Source organism: Paenibacillus agilis, assembly GCF_007786455.1.
In the GTDB taxonomy this organism is placed as follows: domain Bacteria; phylum Bacillota; class Bacilli; order Paenibacillales; family Paenibacillaceae; genus Paenibacillus_B; species Paenibacillus_B agilis.
In genome coordinates, this window is the sequence record NZ_VNJK01000001.1 from 1,942,662 (window position 1) to 1,958,505 (window position 15,844).

The following is a 15,844-nucleotide window of genomic DNA, read 5'->3' on the forward strand; positions in this document are numbered from 1 at the left end:
AACAAAGCTGTATAAATAAATAGGTCCATCTATCTAAAATAAGAGGCTTTTTCATGATTTTCTTTCTTTTTCATGTGTAAACATATACACTATGTAGAGCATTTAAATCAGTATTTAAATCGATTTATTACAATGAGAAAGGTGCAGCATATGATTCAGACATACTCGCGCAAGCAGAAGATTAAACAATTGCTTGCCATATTACTACCAATATTAGTTACACAAGTTACGATGCAGTTAATGGGCTTCTTTGACACAATCATGTCTGGCCAGTTTAGTACAGAACATTTGGCTGGAGTTGCTATGGCCGTGAGCATATGGGTACCCGTGTATACGGGGCTGAGCGGCATTTTCTTAGCTGTAACTCCGATTATCGCACAGCATGTAGGGGCAGGCAGACGAGATAAAATTGCATCAAGCCTTATTCAAGCCGCTTACTTATCTATTATCGTTGGTGTAGCTGTTATTGTAATCGGGGCATTTGTACTCGACCCAATATTTAATTGGATGACTCTTGAACCAGAGGTTGCACGCGTAGCCAGAGAATATTTGTCCGCTCTCGGTATTGGTGTTATTCCATTGTTTTTATATACAGTGCTTCGTGCAAGCATTGATGGTTTGGGACAGACGCGGATTACGATGTTCATTACGTTATTGTCATTTCCCATCAACGTATTTCTCAACTACTGCTTCATTTTCGGTAAGTTTGGAATGCCGAGACTAGGCGGAGTTGGTGCTGGTTTAGCGACGGCTATCACGTATATTGTTATTTTCATTATTGCTGTTATTTTAATGAAGAGAAATGAAATGATGCGTTCACTAGGCATGCTTGGACGATTCGAGGCTGTTTCGTTCGCCCATTGGAAAGAAGTGCTGGCGATAGGAGTGCCAATAGGCTTATCGATCTTCTTCGAAGTTAGCGTCTTCTCTGCAGTCACACTATTGATGAGTAAGTACGACACTGTTACGATTGCCTCTCATCAGTCTGCATTGAGCTTTGCCTCCTTGTTATATATGTTGCCGTTGAGTATTGCAATGTCTATGACGATTGTTATTGGATTCGAGGTAGGGGCGAAACGAATCCAGGACGCTAAGCAGTATGCTCGCATTGGCATTTTATCTGCGGTTTCGCTATCTGTATTTTGTGCCATATTTTTATTCTTGTTCAATGAAAACACGGCTCGTCTATACTCGAATGATCCGCAAGTTATCGCACTTACACAAGTATTTATGGTATATGCGATTTTCTTCCAGTTATCTGATGCTGTTGCAGCACCTGTGCAAGGTATATTGCGCGGTTACAAGGATGTTAAGTCCGTATTTATTATTGCGTTCTGCTCATATTGGATAGTGGGGCTGCCTGTAGGATATGTACTCGCTCAGACTACCTCACTTGAGGCTTATGGATATTGGGTTGGCCTTATTGCGGGCTTGGCTATAGGGGCTGTGGCATTGTTCTTGCGAATGGCTCATATTGAACGAAAAGCAAAACAAGGTGAATTGGCAATATAGACTGCAAGTTCTTCTTATTACAAAACAAACAAATTATAGATAGGCTCTTTCGTGTTAGTTCTTTAACATGAAGGAGTCTTCTTTTTTGTGTTAAGGCCTTTACCGCAGTATGAATTAGAGTGGGCTGAACCTCGTAACAGGCAAGAAACGGTCGTTCATTTTCAAACAAATATTTGATAGATCGGGTGAGTGGAATTATTGATCTGATTATAGTATGGCAAATGTCCATAACCTAGTGATAGTCGCTGGCATATACTCATAGCAACGTGATCATGATGTACATGTAGGCAAGAAGGGGGAGTTGCATGCGAATATTATTTGTAGAAGACCATCCGATGTGGAAATATGGGCTACCAAATGGATTTCGTGATCTGGGACACCAAGTAGCAACTTGCACGTCCGATGACAATCTACCTCGAATGATCGCTTCATTCCGCCCGCAACTCATCATAACGATGGGTTGGACGCCGACTAATGATACGGTAGAGAAACAGCTGTTTTTGTCCAAACATTTGAATGCTGCTAATGTCCCTCATATTTATTGGGCGACTGAAGATCCTGGATTTATGAGGCATTTCTCTCTACCTTATATTCAAAGAGTAAAGCCTCACTTTGTATTTACCATTCATCGAGCGTCTATTTCTAAATATAAACGAAGAAAGATTCCAGTCGCGCATTTAGATTTCGGTTATCACCGAAGTGTTCATCGTCCAACTGCTGTTCAACCCAAATATAAAACACAATTAGCGCTTGTAGCCAATGGATATGCACCTTATTATGCGAGCAAACCGAACGACTTCAGGTTCCATACTCTTAAACATATGATCAATCCTGCTTTATCAGATGGGTTTGTACTGAATATATACGGAAATGATTGGCGGCAATTAAGGGATATGTTTAAGCGGCCAATTCCACGCAAGTGGCTCCATCCTTATTTGTCCTACACAGAAGCAAATAAAGTATATAGTTCAGCTGACATTGTACTATGTCCACAGAACTCCCCAGATCGTCTAACACAACGTACTTATGAGATTATGGGTTCGGGTGCGTGCTTGATTACAGCTGATACGCCTGAAATAAGACGCAGATTCAAGCCTGGCAGGGACTGTATTGTTACATCATCCGAACAAGAAACGCTCAAATGGTTGAAGTATTATTTGAAAAATCCGAAGAAACGAAAAGAAATGCAGCAACATGCATTGCGAGCAGTAGCGAAGCACTCCTATAAGCATCGGGCTGCTTATATCCTTCAAATACTAAAAAAGCATCGTATTATTCGTTCAATCACCTAGCTTATTGTATGGTGCTGAAGAGGTGAATCCGATTGAACCGATCTACACGTGTCCATATCCAATGGACAAATAAATCTACTGACGAACTTGTATTACCTAGTGTACTCCTTACACGGTGGGGGTTAAAAGACGGACAGACTTACGTTGTGCAAGTTGGGGGAAGAAATGTAAAAGCTGTCATTCGCTCTGACAAGCAAGGAAATTCAAGCACCATTCACATATCAAGGATGCTGCAGAAGAAGCTATTGCTGCCGTCTATACAGAGCTTGCATATGAAGTATCAGAATGGCAAGCTGCGTCTCGGACCTGTTATAGGGATTGTGTATGCACGAATTACGGATCACGCTGGGCTTATGCTACGACAGTTGAATGCGCATGCAAACGTTGTAGTTTCATTTCTTCCAAATGAAGTAAATTGGTCAACAGGAATGGTCCATGGTCGCAGCTTGTCACGAAGTACTACAGGCGAATATCGAGTGAATAAACAGCCATTGCCTATACCAGACGTTATCTATAATCGTATCGTACCTTACAAGGTATATGAGCGTCCTCATGTTAGGCAGTTTCTGCAAAATGCACGCACGAGACGTATTCCGCTATTTAATCCGCCGTTTATTTTTCGAAAAGATACGATTCATCAGTACTTAATGAAGCATGCTTCCATTCGTTCTCATCTTCCAGCTAGTATTATTGGGCCTTCACTGGAGCAGGTGCAACAGCTACTTGCCAGCCATCAAGCGGTATTTTTCAAGCCAGTTACAGGTTCACAAGGAAAAGGAATTTATAAAATTAAGAAGGCTACCGATGGGAGCTTTATCAAAGAAGCACGTTTTAATAAGAGGTATATCGTATCTACATCCAAAGATCTTTCCAAGCTGTATCATGAAATTGTAGGGAAAAGTACGCGAACTGCCTATATTGTGCAGGCTGATGTTCAATTAGCCAAGATTAACAACGATTTCTTTGATTTTCGTGTACACCTTTTTAAAGATGGCAAACATAAGTGGCAGATTAGCGCAATCGGGGCCAATGTTTTTGGCAGTCAAAATGTTACGACCCACGGGGGATGGATTAAGCCGGTTCAGGAAGTATTGAAACCTGTGTTTGGAGCTAAAGCGACAATGGTTGAGAAGGGGATACTTACGCTTAGCCTGCAGGTAGCCAATCAGGTAACGAGATGCATCAAGCAGCCGGTGGGGGAAGTAGCATTGGATATCGGTGTGGATCAAAAGGGGAAGGCGTGGCTGTTTGAAGTGAATTCTAAGCCAGGACTTCATATTTATAAACATTGGAAGATCAAAGACCGTCTGAATCATTCTACTGCGCTGCTTGCGGAGCATTGTCGAACACAGGCAGGATACTAAAAATGAAGCGATCAATGAGTAAATAACCTTGCCCCTAGACAAAGGAGCAAGGTTATTGATGTTCCGTGAGAGCATATGCTGCTTTCGCTGCTCAATTGAGCTGCAAGAATGGTTCACCCTAAGAGCTGTTAGAAGTTCGTCTTAGGGAACGCTAAAAACGTAGCGGTATGTGATAGATGTGAAATGCATGTTTCGTGCTGAGGAGATTGCTTACGTCATTTGCAGGTGTGTGATAGTTCAATGAAATGTAGTCTACACTGTAGTATTGTGGAAAACTTCGTAGTAGCTAGTTATATTTGTATTAACAGTATTCAGTGCAACGTTGTTAAGGGATTGAACGATAGAAGCAATGTTACCAGGAGTGGATGAGGATTCAAGGGCTGAAACGCTATTAGTCAAGTTTACGTCTATTGCTTGATAGAAGGCATTATTCGTATCAAAAACATCCCATGTTCCAAGGATAACATGATAGCCAGTACGGTCAGTAGGAACGTTACATGTATGGTTTACTTTCATTGGTGGTTTTGCACCGCCATCATTGTACGTACAGAACAGTTCAAGATCAGAACGCTTAATAGGTTGGTTTGGATCCCAATTTTTCTTTGTGATATAGTATTTCCAGTTTGTCGTAGCATGTGCAGTGGTTAGATGCCATGAGAACGTGTTCTGTCCACCACTCAAAGTTGTTTTATCCCAACGTGTAGCCGTTTGTGTGTTAAGTACACTGTAAGTACCTCTACCTGCACTAGTAATTTGACCATCAGCAGGTCCAGCAGCAGGGAAGCCTTTTAGTCCTTCAAGATCGTGTGGGTTGTACTGTACTTGTCCGCAGTTTACGTTTATGAGCTGATTACACTTATAAGAGCGACTTTTAGGGGATTCAATGTAACCGTGTGCGGATGCTTGTTGAGCAAAAACGACAGAAATAAGAGCCAATAGAAGTGTCATTGCGAATGCTGCAAGGAATGGGACGCTTTTGAAAGGATTTAATAATGTACGAGTTTGTATCATAATATAATTCCTCCTAATATGGTTTTGGGTAGGTAAAATCGGGGTAGGCAGCCAAAATTAAATTATCCCTGTGAGTAATGTAGCTGCGCTATAGAAACTTTTTTTGTAATCGCTTTCAGTTTGTTACAGCACCTCCTTCATATTAAGCTGACGGTACACCTCCTTTCCTAATTATTTCTATTATAGATCATAGAATTGGAGTTGGAAACTTCCATTTATATAAATTTTTAGATTCATAGATTTAATCTTTTCACAGCTTGAATAATAGTGTCGTCCAATTGTACAGTATGAAGGCAGACAGGTGAGAAGTTCCGTTAGAGATTAGAGGGTCCTATAACCCAGTCGGTCGATTGGATAATCGGAATTAATAAAAACAACCTTGTCCTTAGAAAAGGAACAAGGTTGTTTGGGTATCAATTAGCTTAGGTTATAGCTTTTTCCACACGGTAGCAACACCAGGAGTTTCACCTTGTGTCCACCATTGAGCTTCATAGGTAGCGCCATTGTAAGAAACTTTGGCTCCGCCAAGATAAGCTTGAGTTGCACTCCATGCAGGTGCTGTTGTACCACCGCCGTTCGCTAAAGTTTTGAATGTCACACCTGCGGAAGCAGCGGATTTATTACCGGAATTGTCTACAGCTTTAATTGTGTACGTATAAGAAGTGTTAGCTTGCAAGCCTGTATCTACAAAAGAAGGTGAAGTAGGAGAGCCAACAAGTGCACCATTGCGGAATACTTCATAATAGCTAACGCCCGCAGATGCAGTGGAAGCAGACCAGTTCAATGTGATGCTGTTAAGAGACTGAACAATAGAAGTGATGTTGCCAGGAACAGATGGTAATTGAGGGCTTGTACCGTTGTTAGCTAGGTTAACGTCGATAACTTGATAGAAGGCATTAGCTGTATCATGGACATCCCATGTTCCAAGGATGAGGTGGTAGCCAGAGCGGTCAGTAGGAACGTTACATGAATGGGAAACGGTTGTAGGAGGTTTTGCACCACCGTCGTTGTAAGTACAGAATAACTCAAGATCGGAGCGTTTCAGCGGTTGGTTCGGATTCCAGTTTGGTTTTGTAATGTAGTATTTCCAGTTAGTTGTAGCATGATTTGCAGTTAATGTCCAAGTGAACGTGTTCGGTCCGCCATTCATCGATACTTTATCCCAGCGAGTTGCTGTTTGTTCGTTGAGTGCACTGTAAGGAGCTCTGCCTGCGCTTGGAATTTGACCATCAGCAGGTCCAGCGGCTGGGAAGCCTTTAAGGCCTTCGAGGTCATTTTTATTATATTGTGCTGCGCCACAGTTAAGATTTATAAGCGCGCTACATTTAACAACGCGGCTTTGTGGAGATTCAATGTAACCGTGTGCAGAAGCTTTCTCAGCAAATACTACCGAGATAAGAGCAAGTAGTAGAGTCATTGCAAATGCCGCTAGAAAAGGGACATTTTTAAAAGGGTTTAATAAAGTGCGAGCTTGTATCATATTATTATTCCTCCTAACATGGATTGGGTAAAATGCGTTCAAAAGCTGCTCATGCATGTGTGCCAATAATCCCTATTAAGGGAGCATGCAAAAGCATGCTATGAATATTGCTGCAATTAACGAGTACGAGACACCTCCTTCAAGTTAGAAGCTCAAGCGAAGTACACCTCCTTTCACAATGTTTATATTATAGATCATGGAAATAGAGTTGTGAACTTCCTTTTGTAAATAATTTTATTTAAGAATAAATCTAAACATATGTAAATAATGAAACTTGTTTGCGATAACCTTTATCAATAATGTAAATTATAGAACATACGTTCCCTTTTGCTTGCTTCTTATGATAAGATGTACTGGTAAAATAAAGTTACATGAAGGAAACAAGATCGATCCTGTTTCTGTAGGAATGCCTCCGGATTTCCCCAAAGACCAGCTGCATGTCGTGCAATTTCACTGTTTATCAGATAACAAGACGGAATTAGTTATTACCGAATATGATTGGACTGTAGGACCAATGATGGACTATTCGAAACAAGGTCTTGAACAATGCCTTCGCAAGATGGCTAACTTGTTGGAGAAATAATAATGGTATGTGTTTATATAGTCAGTAGTTGAAGCAGCAGATGAAGTTTAATATAGCATAAATTTATGTTAACAATAGTCAAACACCCTTGCCGAGTAAAAGGAGCAAGGGTGTTTGACTGTCTTAATACGTATTAGACGCTTTACACGACTTTTTTCCACACTGCGGCTGTACCAGGAGTATCACCTTGTGTCCACCATTGCGCTTCATATACAACACCGTTATAAGTTACTTTGTTGCCTGCGAGGTACACTTGAGATGCACTCCATGCTGGAGCTGTCGTGCCGCCACCGTTATTTGTGGAGAATGCTGCAGGCGCGGAAGCAGCGGATTTGTTCCCGTTATTGTCTACAGCTTTAATGGTGTAGGTGTACGACGTGTTGGCTTGTAAGCCTGTATCTACAAAAGAAGGTTGAGCAGGTGAGCCTACAAGTGAACCGTTACGGAATACTTCATAGTAGCTGATACCCGAAGATGAAGTGGAAGCGGACCAATTTAATGTGATGCTGTTCAATGTTTGGATGATCGAAGTGATGTTTCCAGGAACAGATGGTAATTGAGGGCCAGTTCCGTTGTTGATCAAGTTAACGTCAATAACTTGGTAGAAGGCATTAGTAGTGTTATAAACATCCCAAGTGCCGAGTATGATGTGATAGCCGGAGCGGTCAGTAGGAACATCGCATGTATGTGAGACGTTTTTAGGTGGAGTAGTGCCTCCATCGGTGTACGTGCAGAATAGCTCTAGGTCGGAACGTTTGAGTGGTTGGTTAGGATTCCATCCTGGCTTGGTAATGTAGTATTTCCAATCTGTCGTAGCATGTGGATTGGTGAGATACCATGTGAATGTGTTTGGTCCGCCATTCATTGTTGTTTTGTCCCAACGGGTAGTGCTTTGCGCATTTAGTGCACTGTATGAAGTCCAACCCGCGCTTGGAATTTGACCATCTGCAGGTCCGGATGCAGGGAAGCCCTTAGTTGTTTCAAGATTGTTATGGTTGTACTGTGCATCCCCACAGTTAATGTTGATCAACTGATTACATTTATAGACGCGGCTCTTAGGGGACTCGATGTAACCATGTGCCGAAGCTTGTTCGGCAAATATTACAGAAATAAGAGCCAACAGTAGTGTCATAGCGAATGCTGCAAGGAACGGGACATTTTTAAAAGGATTTAACAAAGTGCGTGCTTGTATCATATTATATTCCTCCTAACATAGATATGGTAAGCAAATGCCATACTTGCTTTTGTTGATGCCGCTCATCTTGGTATCGATGATGCTGAAGCGAGTTATACATGATCCATTTGTACCAAGCCACCTCCTTTATCGTTAGAAGCTCCTGACGATATTCACCTCCTCACATTATGTATTACACTTGTAATTCTAATATTACTTTATCTTGAAAACAATAAAGGTTATGTAAAAATGATGTAAAGGTTTGTTAAAGAAATCATGATTGCTGCACTACGGTAGCTGAATAAAAAAAAGACTTTAACAAAGTTAAAGTCCTGTTCCAAACCATTAGTCCCATATTTTGGGTCGTTCAATCCCCATAGTTCTCATATAGTCCAATAATTGACCTGTGTGAACAGATTCATGGTATGCGATGCGGAGCAGCATATCCCCAAGTGGTCTAATAAATCCACCTAGATCATAAAGGTCGATTTGTATATGCTCTAAGTCGTTTAATGGAATCGTTTTTACATACTCCAGAAATTTCTCGTGATAAGGCTGTGAGAACTCAAGCTCATCATCTACAGAAATGAATTTCTTTGTGTCATAGGGATTATACAAATTGGATAATGCTTGACCACCTCTCCCTTTAAGAACTTTGTGATACAAAAACTCAGCTTGTAATAGATGTCTTATCATTTCAGCACATGTGAGTGCTTCTTCATCAGGTTTCCAATGCAGTTTTTCATCGGGTATAGCTTTCCATACTTTTATACTTCTGCGTCTAACTTCTTCCAAATTGAAAATGATTAGATCGATTGCATTCATTATTTCACTCCTTACATTTATATAATTAGGTAACTACGTTACTTTAGTTTAATAGACAGGCTTAATAGATATGCATATGCATTTATGAAAATAGAGCAGTAGTAAAACAACCTTACCCCAGAAAAGGAGTAAGGTTGTTGTTGTTCATTACATTCTAGAGCTTCGTCCAAACTGCAGCTACGCCTGGAGTCTCACCTTGTGTCCACCATTTAGCTTGATAAATAAATCCGTTGTAACTAACTTTGGCGCCGCCAAGATAAGCTTGAGTTGCACTCCATGCTGGTGCAGTTGTGCCGCCGCCGTTGTTCGTTGTGAATGATGCAGGTGCGGAAGCAGCAGATTTATTGCCATTATTGTCTACAGCCTTAATTGTGTATGTGTAGGAAGTGTTAGCTTGCAAGCCTGTGTCTACAAAAGAAGTTGAAGTAGGGGAACCAACAAGTGCCCCGTTACGGAATACTTCATAGTAGCTGATGCCAGCAGATGCAGTGGAAGCAGACCAGTTCAATGTGATGCTGTTAAGCGTTTGAACGATAGAAGTGATGTTGCCAGGAACAGATGGCAATTGAATGCCAGAACCGTTGTTGATCAAGTTAACGTCGATAACTTGATAGAAGGCATTTGCAGTATCATGCACATCCCAAGTTCCAAGGATGAGGTGATAACCGGAGCGGTCAGTAGGAACGTTACAGGAATGGGAAACTTTTTGTGGAGGCTTAGCACCGCCATCGTAGACAGAACAGAACAATTCAAGATCAGAACGCTTCAGCGGTTGGCTTGGGTCCCAATTCTTCTTCGTGATGTAGTATTTCCAATCTGTTGTAACGTGTTGAGCTGTTAAATGCCATGTGAATGTATTCGCTCCACCATTCAACGTAACTTTATCCCAACGAGTAGGGGATTGCTCATTTAGTGCAGCGTAAGAAGCTTTTCCTGCACTTGCAATTTGACCGTCAGCTGGGCCAGCAGCTGGGAAACCTTTAAGGCCTTCTTGATCGTGCGGATTGTATTGTGCTGCGCCGCAGTTAATGTTGGTCGTTAATTTACATTTGTAAGAACGGCTTTGTGGAGCTTCAATGTAACCGTGTGCAGAAGCTTGTTGAGCGAAAACGAGAGAAATGAGAGCCAACAGCAATGTCATTGAGAATGCTGCAAGGAACGGGACATTTTTAAATGGGTTTAATAAATTGCGTGTTTGTATCATATTATTATTCCTCCTAACATGGATTTGGGAAAATTGGATTGGTTTCAGAGCATGTGTTGCTAGGCATGTCCACACATATGTGAAGATGAAGCCAAGCATGCTATGAAGCAGTTATTTGTTAGTGTATACACCTCCATATATGTTAATAGCGGGCTATGTTCATACTCACCCCCTTTCATGAGTGATCTTATTATAGATCAAAGTAATAGGGTTGTGAACTGTTATTTATAAAAAATATTATTTAATAATTAATATAATCATAAGAATGTAGTTGTCCTAAATTATGTAATGAGATAGTTGTTTCTATGTCGTCTTGTATGATCCGATCTTGTTCCAAACTTCAGCTATACCTGGTGTTTCAACTTGCGTACACCAACGTGACTCAAAGATAGCGCCACAGATTTGTTGCCGTTAGTATCAACCACTTGAATGGTGTGCGTATAATTTACATTAAATATCAGGAGTAAGTCTTATTCGGAATATTTATGAGAGAGTGATAGTTGCAGGCTTCTGGGATGCCTACTGGTCTAAATGCTTTCACTCATTGTAGTCATGTAGTGGTGTGTCGAAGGTTGTGAAAAGTTAAGACGCTTAAATTCCGATTGATGTTGGTATTAGTTTACAAAATTTTAACCTCTATTGAAATAGACCACGAGTCCTTATATTTGGATGGAAAGCATAAAGTAGGGGAGATAAAAGGAGCATATATAACTATCTTTTCGGTAATATAAGCTCCTTTTTCAATTAATTATTAAACCCCATTAATTCTTTAACGCGTTTAGTATTTTCCTTTGACGTTAGAGCCTCTAGAAGAAGAAATGCAACATCAAAGCCTGTCGCTGGATTGGATGAAGTGATAATATGACCGTCTTGAACGATAGGTGAATGCTGTACATGCGCACCGAATGCTTTCAACTGTTCTTTGCGGTGGCTTGTTGGATGGTTATAAGTAGTGGCCTGCCTATTTTGTAAAATTCCACTTCTCCCTAAGGTCAAGGATGCAACGCAAATTGAAGCGATTGGTTTATCCTTAGCGTCAAAATGTCTGATTACTTCGAGAAATCTTTCATCATAGGCATCCTTGTAATAGCCGACTTCTTCAAATCCTCCAGGAATAGCGAGCGCATCAAATTGTTCTAGATCGATATCACCAACTACTTGTTCAACGAGAACCGTAAAGTTCCAAGTACATTTAATTTGCTTCCGCAAGCCGACCGTGATCAACTCTGTAGATCTATCACCTTCCCACTTATTCCATCCAAAAACATCAGTAAACACACTCGCTTCTACAGCTTCAAAGCCATCTGCCAACAATAACAATACTTTTTTCATCTTATCGCCTCCATACGTTTAGTTTAAAAAATAACTACCGCTAAATACATGAGTTTAATACGGTTAATATATAGTGTAGCTTTACTTACAATGGTTATTACCTTAAAATGCTTTATAAAGAAAGGCAGGGATAGATTTGGACAAAATCGATGAGCAAATACTAGAAGAGCTGCAGAAAAACGCTAAAATTTCGATGAAAGAATTGGCGGAGATCGTTCATTTATCATCGCCTGCTGTCATAGAGCGAGTAAGAAAGCTCGAAGATAACAATACAATTGAAGGGTATCACGCAAGTGTGTCCTTAAAAAAGCTGGATCGTAACATTATGGCGCTTATTTTATTTGAATCAAAGGATTGTAAAGCGCTATCTCATTTTTGCAACAATCATCCTGATGTAATTGAATGCTATCGCGTAGCAGGGGAAATAAGCTATATTGCAAAAGTGGCTACGCATTCAGTAGAAAGCTTGGAGCAATTTATTGATGAGGCGATGAAATATGGAACGCCATCAACGAATATTGTATTGTCATCCCATGAAAAAAAAGTAAGAAGTCAATATAAAGTTGAAAATCTTAAAGTAGTCGAAGAGATTTAAACGTCATATCTATGGTAAGATAAAGGTTATGAGGATTTCTTTCAGGAAATTTTAATAATTAATTCAGATTTTCTTCGGCGTTTGTTCATTTTCGTTGATTATGATGAAGCGGGAAGTAATAGTCATAACCGAGTAGATGGAATTACAGAAACAAGCAATCAATGAATATTGAATAGACACAACAAATGAGGAGCGGAACAACTGAATGGTAGATTCTATATTAAACTTTCTAAAAGATTTTGGGATATGGGGAATGATGTTTCATTCTTTTATTGATGCCATTATTTTCCCAATACCAGCTTTCTTTACTCAAGTATCTTTAAGTATGGTTGATCCTTCCAATGCGTTATGGTTGGCTACTGTTGGATTTGTCGGATGTTTATTGGGCTCGCCAATTGGATACTGGATTGGAAAAGTGGCAGGGCGATCATTTTTGAACAAAATACTGAAAAAAGAATGGGTCGATTCCGCATCTGAAATGTTTAATCGACATGGAGAAGCTGCTATTTTTCTAGGATCCTTCACACCGATTCCGTTTAAAATCTTTACCATTCTTTCAGGTAGTACAAACTTCCCTTTGTGGAAATTGATGGGCTACGCAGCGATCGGACGAGCAGCTAAATTTTACATTGTAGGGATACTGTTTTATATTTATGGCTCATTAGCTGAAAATGTAATTAATGAGTATTTTACTCTTATCAGTTTCGCACTCTTCCTTGTTATTGCATTGGTCTGGTTCCTATTTCGTAAGTTTCGCGCTAAAAAGAAAGCTCAAATTAACGCTAGCAGTGAGACGGAGTAAGGTCGCTAGCATACAATTAGAATGTAATAGAGGATTCACATATTAGTCATGACTAGTATGTGAGTCCTTTTTTTGTCCCATAAAACGGTTTTAAATTAACGCGACTTGTTACATCAAGATCTCTATGATTGCCATTTATCAAGTATTACAAAGAGCTGTTTACGGAAAAATTGCAACACTCATTACCATAGAACGTAACTGCATGTAAAACATAACTAGCATTCATTTACCAATGGATAGGAGGTGGCGTGATGAATGAATATCTTACTCAGAAGGAGAAAGAAGTAGCAATTCTAATAGCAAAAGGATTCAAAGACGTAGAGATTTCTAAGAAACTATTTGTCAGTCGTAGAAGAGTGGGCGAGATTATTGCTTCCATCAAGGGAAAATGTCAGATAACCTCTAGAGTCCAAATAGGAATTCTTGTTTATCAACTTGGCTGGTTGGACAAACAGGATTTTATTCAAAGTAATCATTCCGAAGGGGAACATGATTCATATGAGAAAGAAAATCCCGTTTATTGAACAAATGGAACACAGTGAGTGTGGCTTAGCTTGCCTTGCCATGGTCTTGGGATACCACGGTTACCATATTACCTTGACTGAATTGCGCAATCAGTTTGGCTCTTCTAAAAAAGGCTCATCTCTATATCATTTGATTGAAATGGGAAAACAATTTCATATGACAGGAAGGGCATACAGAGCAGAAGTTCATCAATTGCCGGAATTATTGATGCCTTATATCGTGTTCTGGGAATACAAGCATTATGTGGTCGTGGAACGCATGGACAAGAAAACGGTCACCATTTTAGATCCTTCCAGTAGTAGAAGATGCATCTCGAAGGAGGAATTCCAAACCGCCTACTCCGGTTACGTATTAACCTTCGAACCAGCTGACAAATTCACCCCTCAGCCAAAGAAGCGAAGGATAAATCTTCTGCTAATCCACATTTTAAAGCAGCGAAAACTTCTGACTCATCTTCTTCTTGCCTCTCTCTTGCTTCAGGGAGTAGGGCTAATTACTCCTAAATTGACACAGTGGCTGACAGATCAGGTTATTTTAAAGGAAGACAGCTCACAGTGGAGCGTCATGGGCTATTCGATTCTCGGGCTCTACTTGTTTCATCAGCTCTTTTCGTTACTTAGAGGCTACCTCATTGCAAAATTACAAACCTCAATGGATATGTCACTGATGTCCACCTTTATCTCGAAGCTATTTCATTTGAATTTTCCGTTTTTTGAAAGCAGGACAAGCGGCGATCTTATCTTTCGAGCTAATTCAAATATCATAATCAGACAAATCCTGTCTTCTCGAGTACTCTCTATTATCATCGATCTGATCCTTGTTGTCGGGTACGCTGTAATGATGTTCTCCCTCCATTGGAAGCTTGCCTTAATGGTTATTCTGTTGTGTATGGTCGTGTCAGGGACGCTATTCTTTAGCAGCCGTCTGTTGCGAAAGTTGTCTGATCGACATGTCTCTGCTCAAACGAAAACACAAAGTTATTTGACGGAAAGCATATACGGTATTTGTGATATTAAGATTTTGGGGGCAGAGAAAAAGGTGCTTGAACATTGGCGCAATTTATTTACCTCCCAGTTGGAAGTGTCGCAAAAACAAACCGTGTATACATCCGTACTGGATACGTTCAGTTCTGGAATCCAACTAAGCACCCCGCTAATTTTATTATGGATAGGTTCGGTCTATGTTTTGCAAGGGACTTTTACATTAGGACAACTCCTTGGATTTAGTGCTTTAGCTGTCTCTTTCATGATTCCTATTTTTTCTATCGTGACGACCTACTCGCAATTTCTCGTACTAGGCTCCTATACACAGCGATTGCAGGATGTGATGGAGAGTAAGTCGGAGGAACAGGGTGGAAGAGCTTTGGATGATTTTAAGGGGTCGATAGAATTGGACAACGTATCTTTTACGTATGACACTTTTGGTCCCAACCATTTAACTGCTGTTTCTTTGCAGATCAAACCTGGAGAAAAGGTGGCGATTGTCGGAGAGTCCGGTTCTGGAAAAAGTACACTCGCCAAGCTGATTAATGGACTTTATGCGCCGACTGAAGGAAGGATTAAGTTTGATGGGATAGCAATGGAAGAGCTTGACTTGAACACAGTACGTAGACAAATTGGTACGGTTTTGCAGGAGACGAGATTGTTCCACGGTACAGTGTTGGATAATATCAGACTATTCCATGACAATATTTCGGTGGAAAATTCCATTAGTGCCGCGCAATTGGCTGATATTCATGAAGATATTCTCAAGCAGCCGATTGGGTACAATACGATGATTTCTGAGGGGGGGATCAACTTTTCGGGTGGGCAAAGGCAAAGGCTGCTTCTGGCTCGGGCATTGGTGAGGCAGGCGAAATTGATTGTCCTTGATGAAGCAACTTCTGCTTTGGATGCGCTTTCAGAATCGCGCGTGCAAGAAAATTTGCAGCGATTGACCTGTACACAAGTGATTATTGCTCATCGTCTGAGTACTGTTGTTCATGCAGATCGGATTGTTGTCATGAAAGACGGGCGGATTGTTGAAATGGGACAGCATCAGGAACTACTGGACAGAGAGGGCTTGTACTATCAGTTATATAAGAACCAAATGGGGAGTCAACAGAATGAACTGGCGAACTCGTAATAATGAAAAATTCTAATGTAT

13 protein-coding genes are annotated in these 15,844 nt (G+C 40.6%); 7 read left to right on the top strand and 6 right to left on the bottom strand.

Features of this window, described 5'->3' with window-relative positions; translation table 11 throughout:
• Positions 1 to 150 precede the first annotated feature (150 nt).
• From FPZ44_RS08810 to FPZ44_RS08820, 3 genes are all read left to right on the top strand, one after another.
• A complete protein-coding gene (locus tag FPZ44_RS08810; RefSeq protein ID WP_144989350.1) occupies positions 151 to 1,512 on the top strand; it encodes an MATE family efflux transporter in 1,362 nt (453 codons plus the stop codon).
• A 305-nt stretch (positions 1,513 to 1,817) separates the two neighbouring features.
• Positions 1,818 to 2,804, top strand: a complete 987-nt coding sequence (locus tag FPZ44_RS08815; protein WP_144989352.1) for a CgeB family protein — start codon at positions 1,818 to 1,820, stop codon at positions 2,802 to 2,804.
• Between the two features lie 32 nt (positions 2,805 to 2,836).
• A complete protein-coding gene (locus tag FPZ44_RS08820; protein ID WP_144989354.1) occupies positions 2,837 to 4,168 on the top strand; it encodes a YheC/YheD family endospore coat-associated protein in 1,332 nt (443 codons plus the stop codon).
• A gap of 252 nt (positions 4,169 to 4,420) precedes the next feature.
• Here the strand turns inward: FPZ44_RS08820 and FPZ44_RS08825 are convergent, their stop codons facing one another.
• The 6 genes from FPZ44_RS08825 to FPZ44_RS08850 all read right to left on the bottom strand — a co-directional run bounded on the left by FPZ44_RS08825 (position 4,421) and on the right by FPZ44_RS08850 (position 11,777).
• Positions 4,421 to 5,179, bottom strand: a complete 759-nt coding sequence (locus FPZ44_RS08825; protein ID WP_144989356.1) for a lytic polysaccharide monooxygenase — start codon at positions 5,177 to 5,179, stop codon at positions 4,421 to 4,423.
• A 427-nt stretch (positions 5,180 to 5,606) separates the two neighbouring features.
• The gene (locus FPZ44_RS08830; protein WP_144989358.1) at positions 5,607 to 6,659 is read right to left on the bottom strand and encodes a lytic polysaccharide monooxygenase; all 1,053 of its coding nucleotides are present in this window, start codon (positions 6,657 to 6,659) and stop codon (positions 5,607 to 5,609) included.
• Between the two features lie 725 nt (positions 6,660 to 7,384).
• A complete protein-coding gene (locus FPZ44_RS08835) occupies positions 7,385 to 8,437 on the bottom strand; it encodes a lytic polysaccharide monooxygenase (protein WP_144989360.1) in 1,053 nt (350 codons plus the stop codon).
• Between the two features lie 324 nt (positions 8,438 to 8,761).
• On the bottom strand, positions 8,762 to 9,241 hold the full coding sequence (locus FPZ44_RS08840; protein ID WP_144989362.1) for a DinB family protein: 480 nt from the start codon (positions 9,239 to 9,241) through the stop codon (positions 8,762 to 8,764).
• A 154-nt stretch (positions 9,242 to 9,395) separates the two neighbouring features.
• On the bottom strand, positions 9,396 to 10,445 hold the full coding sequence (locus tag FPZ44_RS08845; RefSeq protein WP_144989364.1) for a lytic polysaccharide monooxygenase: 1,050 nt from the start codon (positions 10,443 to 10,445) through the stop codon (positions 9,396 to 9,398).
• Positions 10,446 to 11,189: 744 nt separating this feature from the next.
• The gene (locus FPZ44_RS08850) at positions 11,190 to 11,777 is read right to left on the bottom strand and encodes a DJ-1/PfpI family protein (protein WP_144989366.1); all 588 of its coding nucleotides are present in this window, start codon (positions 11,775 to 11,777) and stop codon (positions 11,190 to 11,192) included.
• Positions 11,778 to 11,913: 136 nt separating this feature from the next.
• On the opposite strand from FPZ44_RS08850, the gene FPZ44_RS08855 reads away from it, so the two are divergent.
• The 4 genes from FPZ44_RS08855 (at position 11,914) to FPZ44_RS08870 (ending at position 15,823) form a co-directional block, all read left to right on the top strand.
• Positions 11,914 to 12,372 carry an Lrp/AsnC family transcriptional regulator gene (locus FPZ44_RS08855; RefSeq protein ID WP_144989368.1) on the top strand — a complete coding sequence of 153 codons (459 nt, stop codon included), beginning with the start codon at positions 11,914 to 11,916 and terminating at the stop codon, positions 12,370 to 12,372.
• 205 nt (positions 12,373 to 12,577) lie between these two features.
• A complete protein-coding gene (locus FPZ44_RS08860) occupies positions 12,578 to 13,174 on the top strand; it encodes a YqaA family protein (protein ID WP_144989371.1) in 597 nt (198 codons plus the stop codon).
• Positions 13,175 to 13,425: 251 nt separating this feature from the next.
• A complete protein-coding gene (locus FPZ44_RS08865; RefSeq protein ID WP_144989372.1) occupies positions 13,426 to 13,698 on the top strand; it encodes a response regulator transcription factor in 273 nt (90 codons plus the stop codon).
• On the top strand, positions 13,673 to 15,823 hold the full coding sequence (locus FPZ44_RS08870) for a peptidase domain-containing ABC transporter (protein ID WP_144989374.1): 2,151 nt from the start codon (positions 13,673 to 13,675) through the stop codon (positions 15,821 to 15,823). Before FPZ44_RS08865 ends, FPZ44_RS08870 begins: the two co-directional genes overlap by 26 nt.
• The last annotated feature ends 21 nt before the right edge of the window (positions 15,824 to 15,844 follow it).

Bases quoted from the DNA above. Each gene is read 5' to 3' on its own strand.
- FPZ44_RS08810 (WP_144989350.1), top strand. From the start codon at position 151: ATGATTCAGACATACTCGCGCAAGCAGAAGATTAAACAATTGCTTGCC.
- FPZ44_RS08815 (WP_144989352.1), top strand. From the start codon at position 1,818: ATGCGAATATTATTTGTAGAAGACCATCCGATGTGGAAATATGGGCTA.
- FPZ44_RS08825 (WP_144989356.1), bottom strand. From the start codon at position 5,179: ATGATACAAACTCGTACATTATTAAATCCTTTCAAAAGCGTCCCATTC.
- FPZ44_RS08830 (WP_144989358.1), bottom strand. From the start codon at position 6,659: ATGATACAAGCTCGCACTTTATTAAACCCTTTTAAAAATGTCCCTTTT.
- FPZ44_RS08835 (WP_144989360.1), bottom strand. From the start codon at position 8,437: ATGATACAAGCACGCACTTTGTTAAATCCTTTTAAAAATGTCCCGTTC.
- FPZ44_RS08840 (WP_144989362.1), bottom strand. From the start codon at position 9,241: ATGAATGCAATCGATCTAATCATTTTCAATTTGGAAGAAGTTAGACGC.
- FPZ44_RS08845 (WP_144989364.1), bottom strand. From the start codon at position 10,445: ATGATACAAACACGCAATTTATTAAACCCATTTAAAAATGTCCCGTTC.
- FPZ44_RS08850 (WP_144989366.1), bottom strand. From the start codon at position 11,777: ATGAAAAAAGTATTGTTATTGTTGGCAGATGGCTTTGAAGCTGTAGAA.
- FPZ44_RS08860 (WP_144989371.1), top strand. From the start codon at position 12,578: ATGGTAGATTCTATATTAAACTTTCTAAAAGATTTTGGGATATGGGGA.
- FPZ44_RS08865 (WP_144989372.1), top strand. From the start codon at position 13,426: ATGAATGAATATCTTACTCAGAAGGAGAAAGAAGTAGCAATTCTAATA.
- FPZ44_RS08870 (WP_144989374.1), top strand. From the start codon at position 13,673: ATGAGAAAGAAAATCCCGTTTATTGAACAAATGGAACACAGTGAGTGT.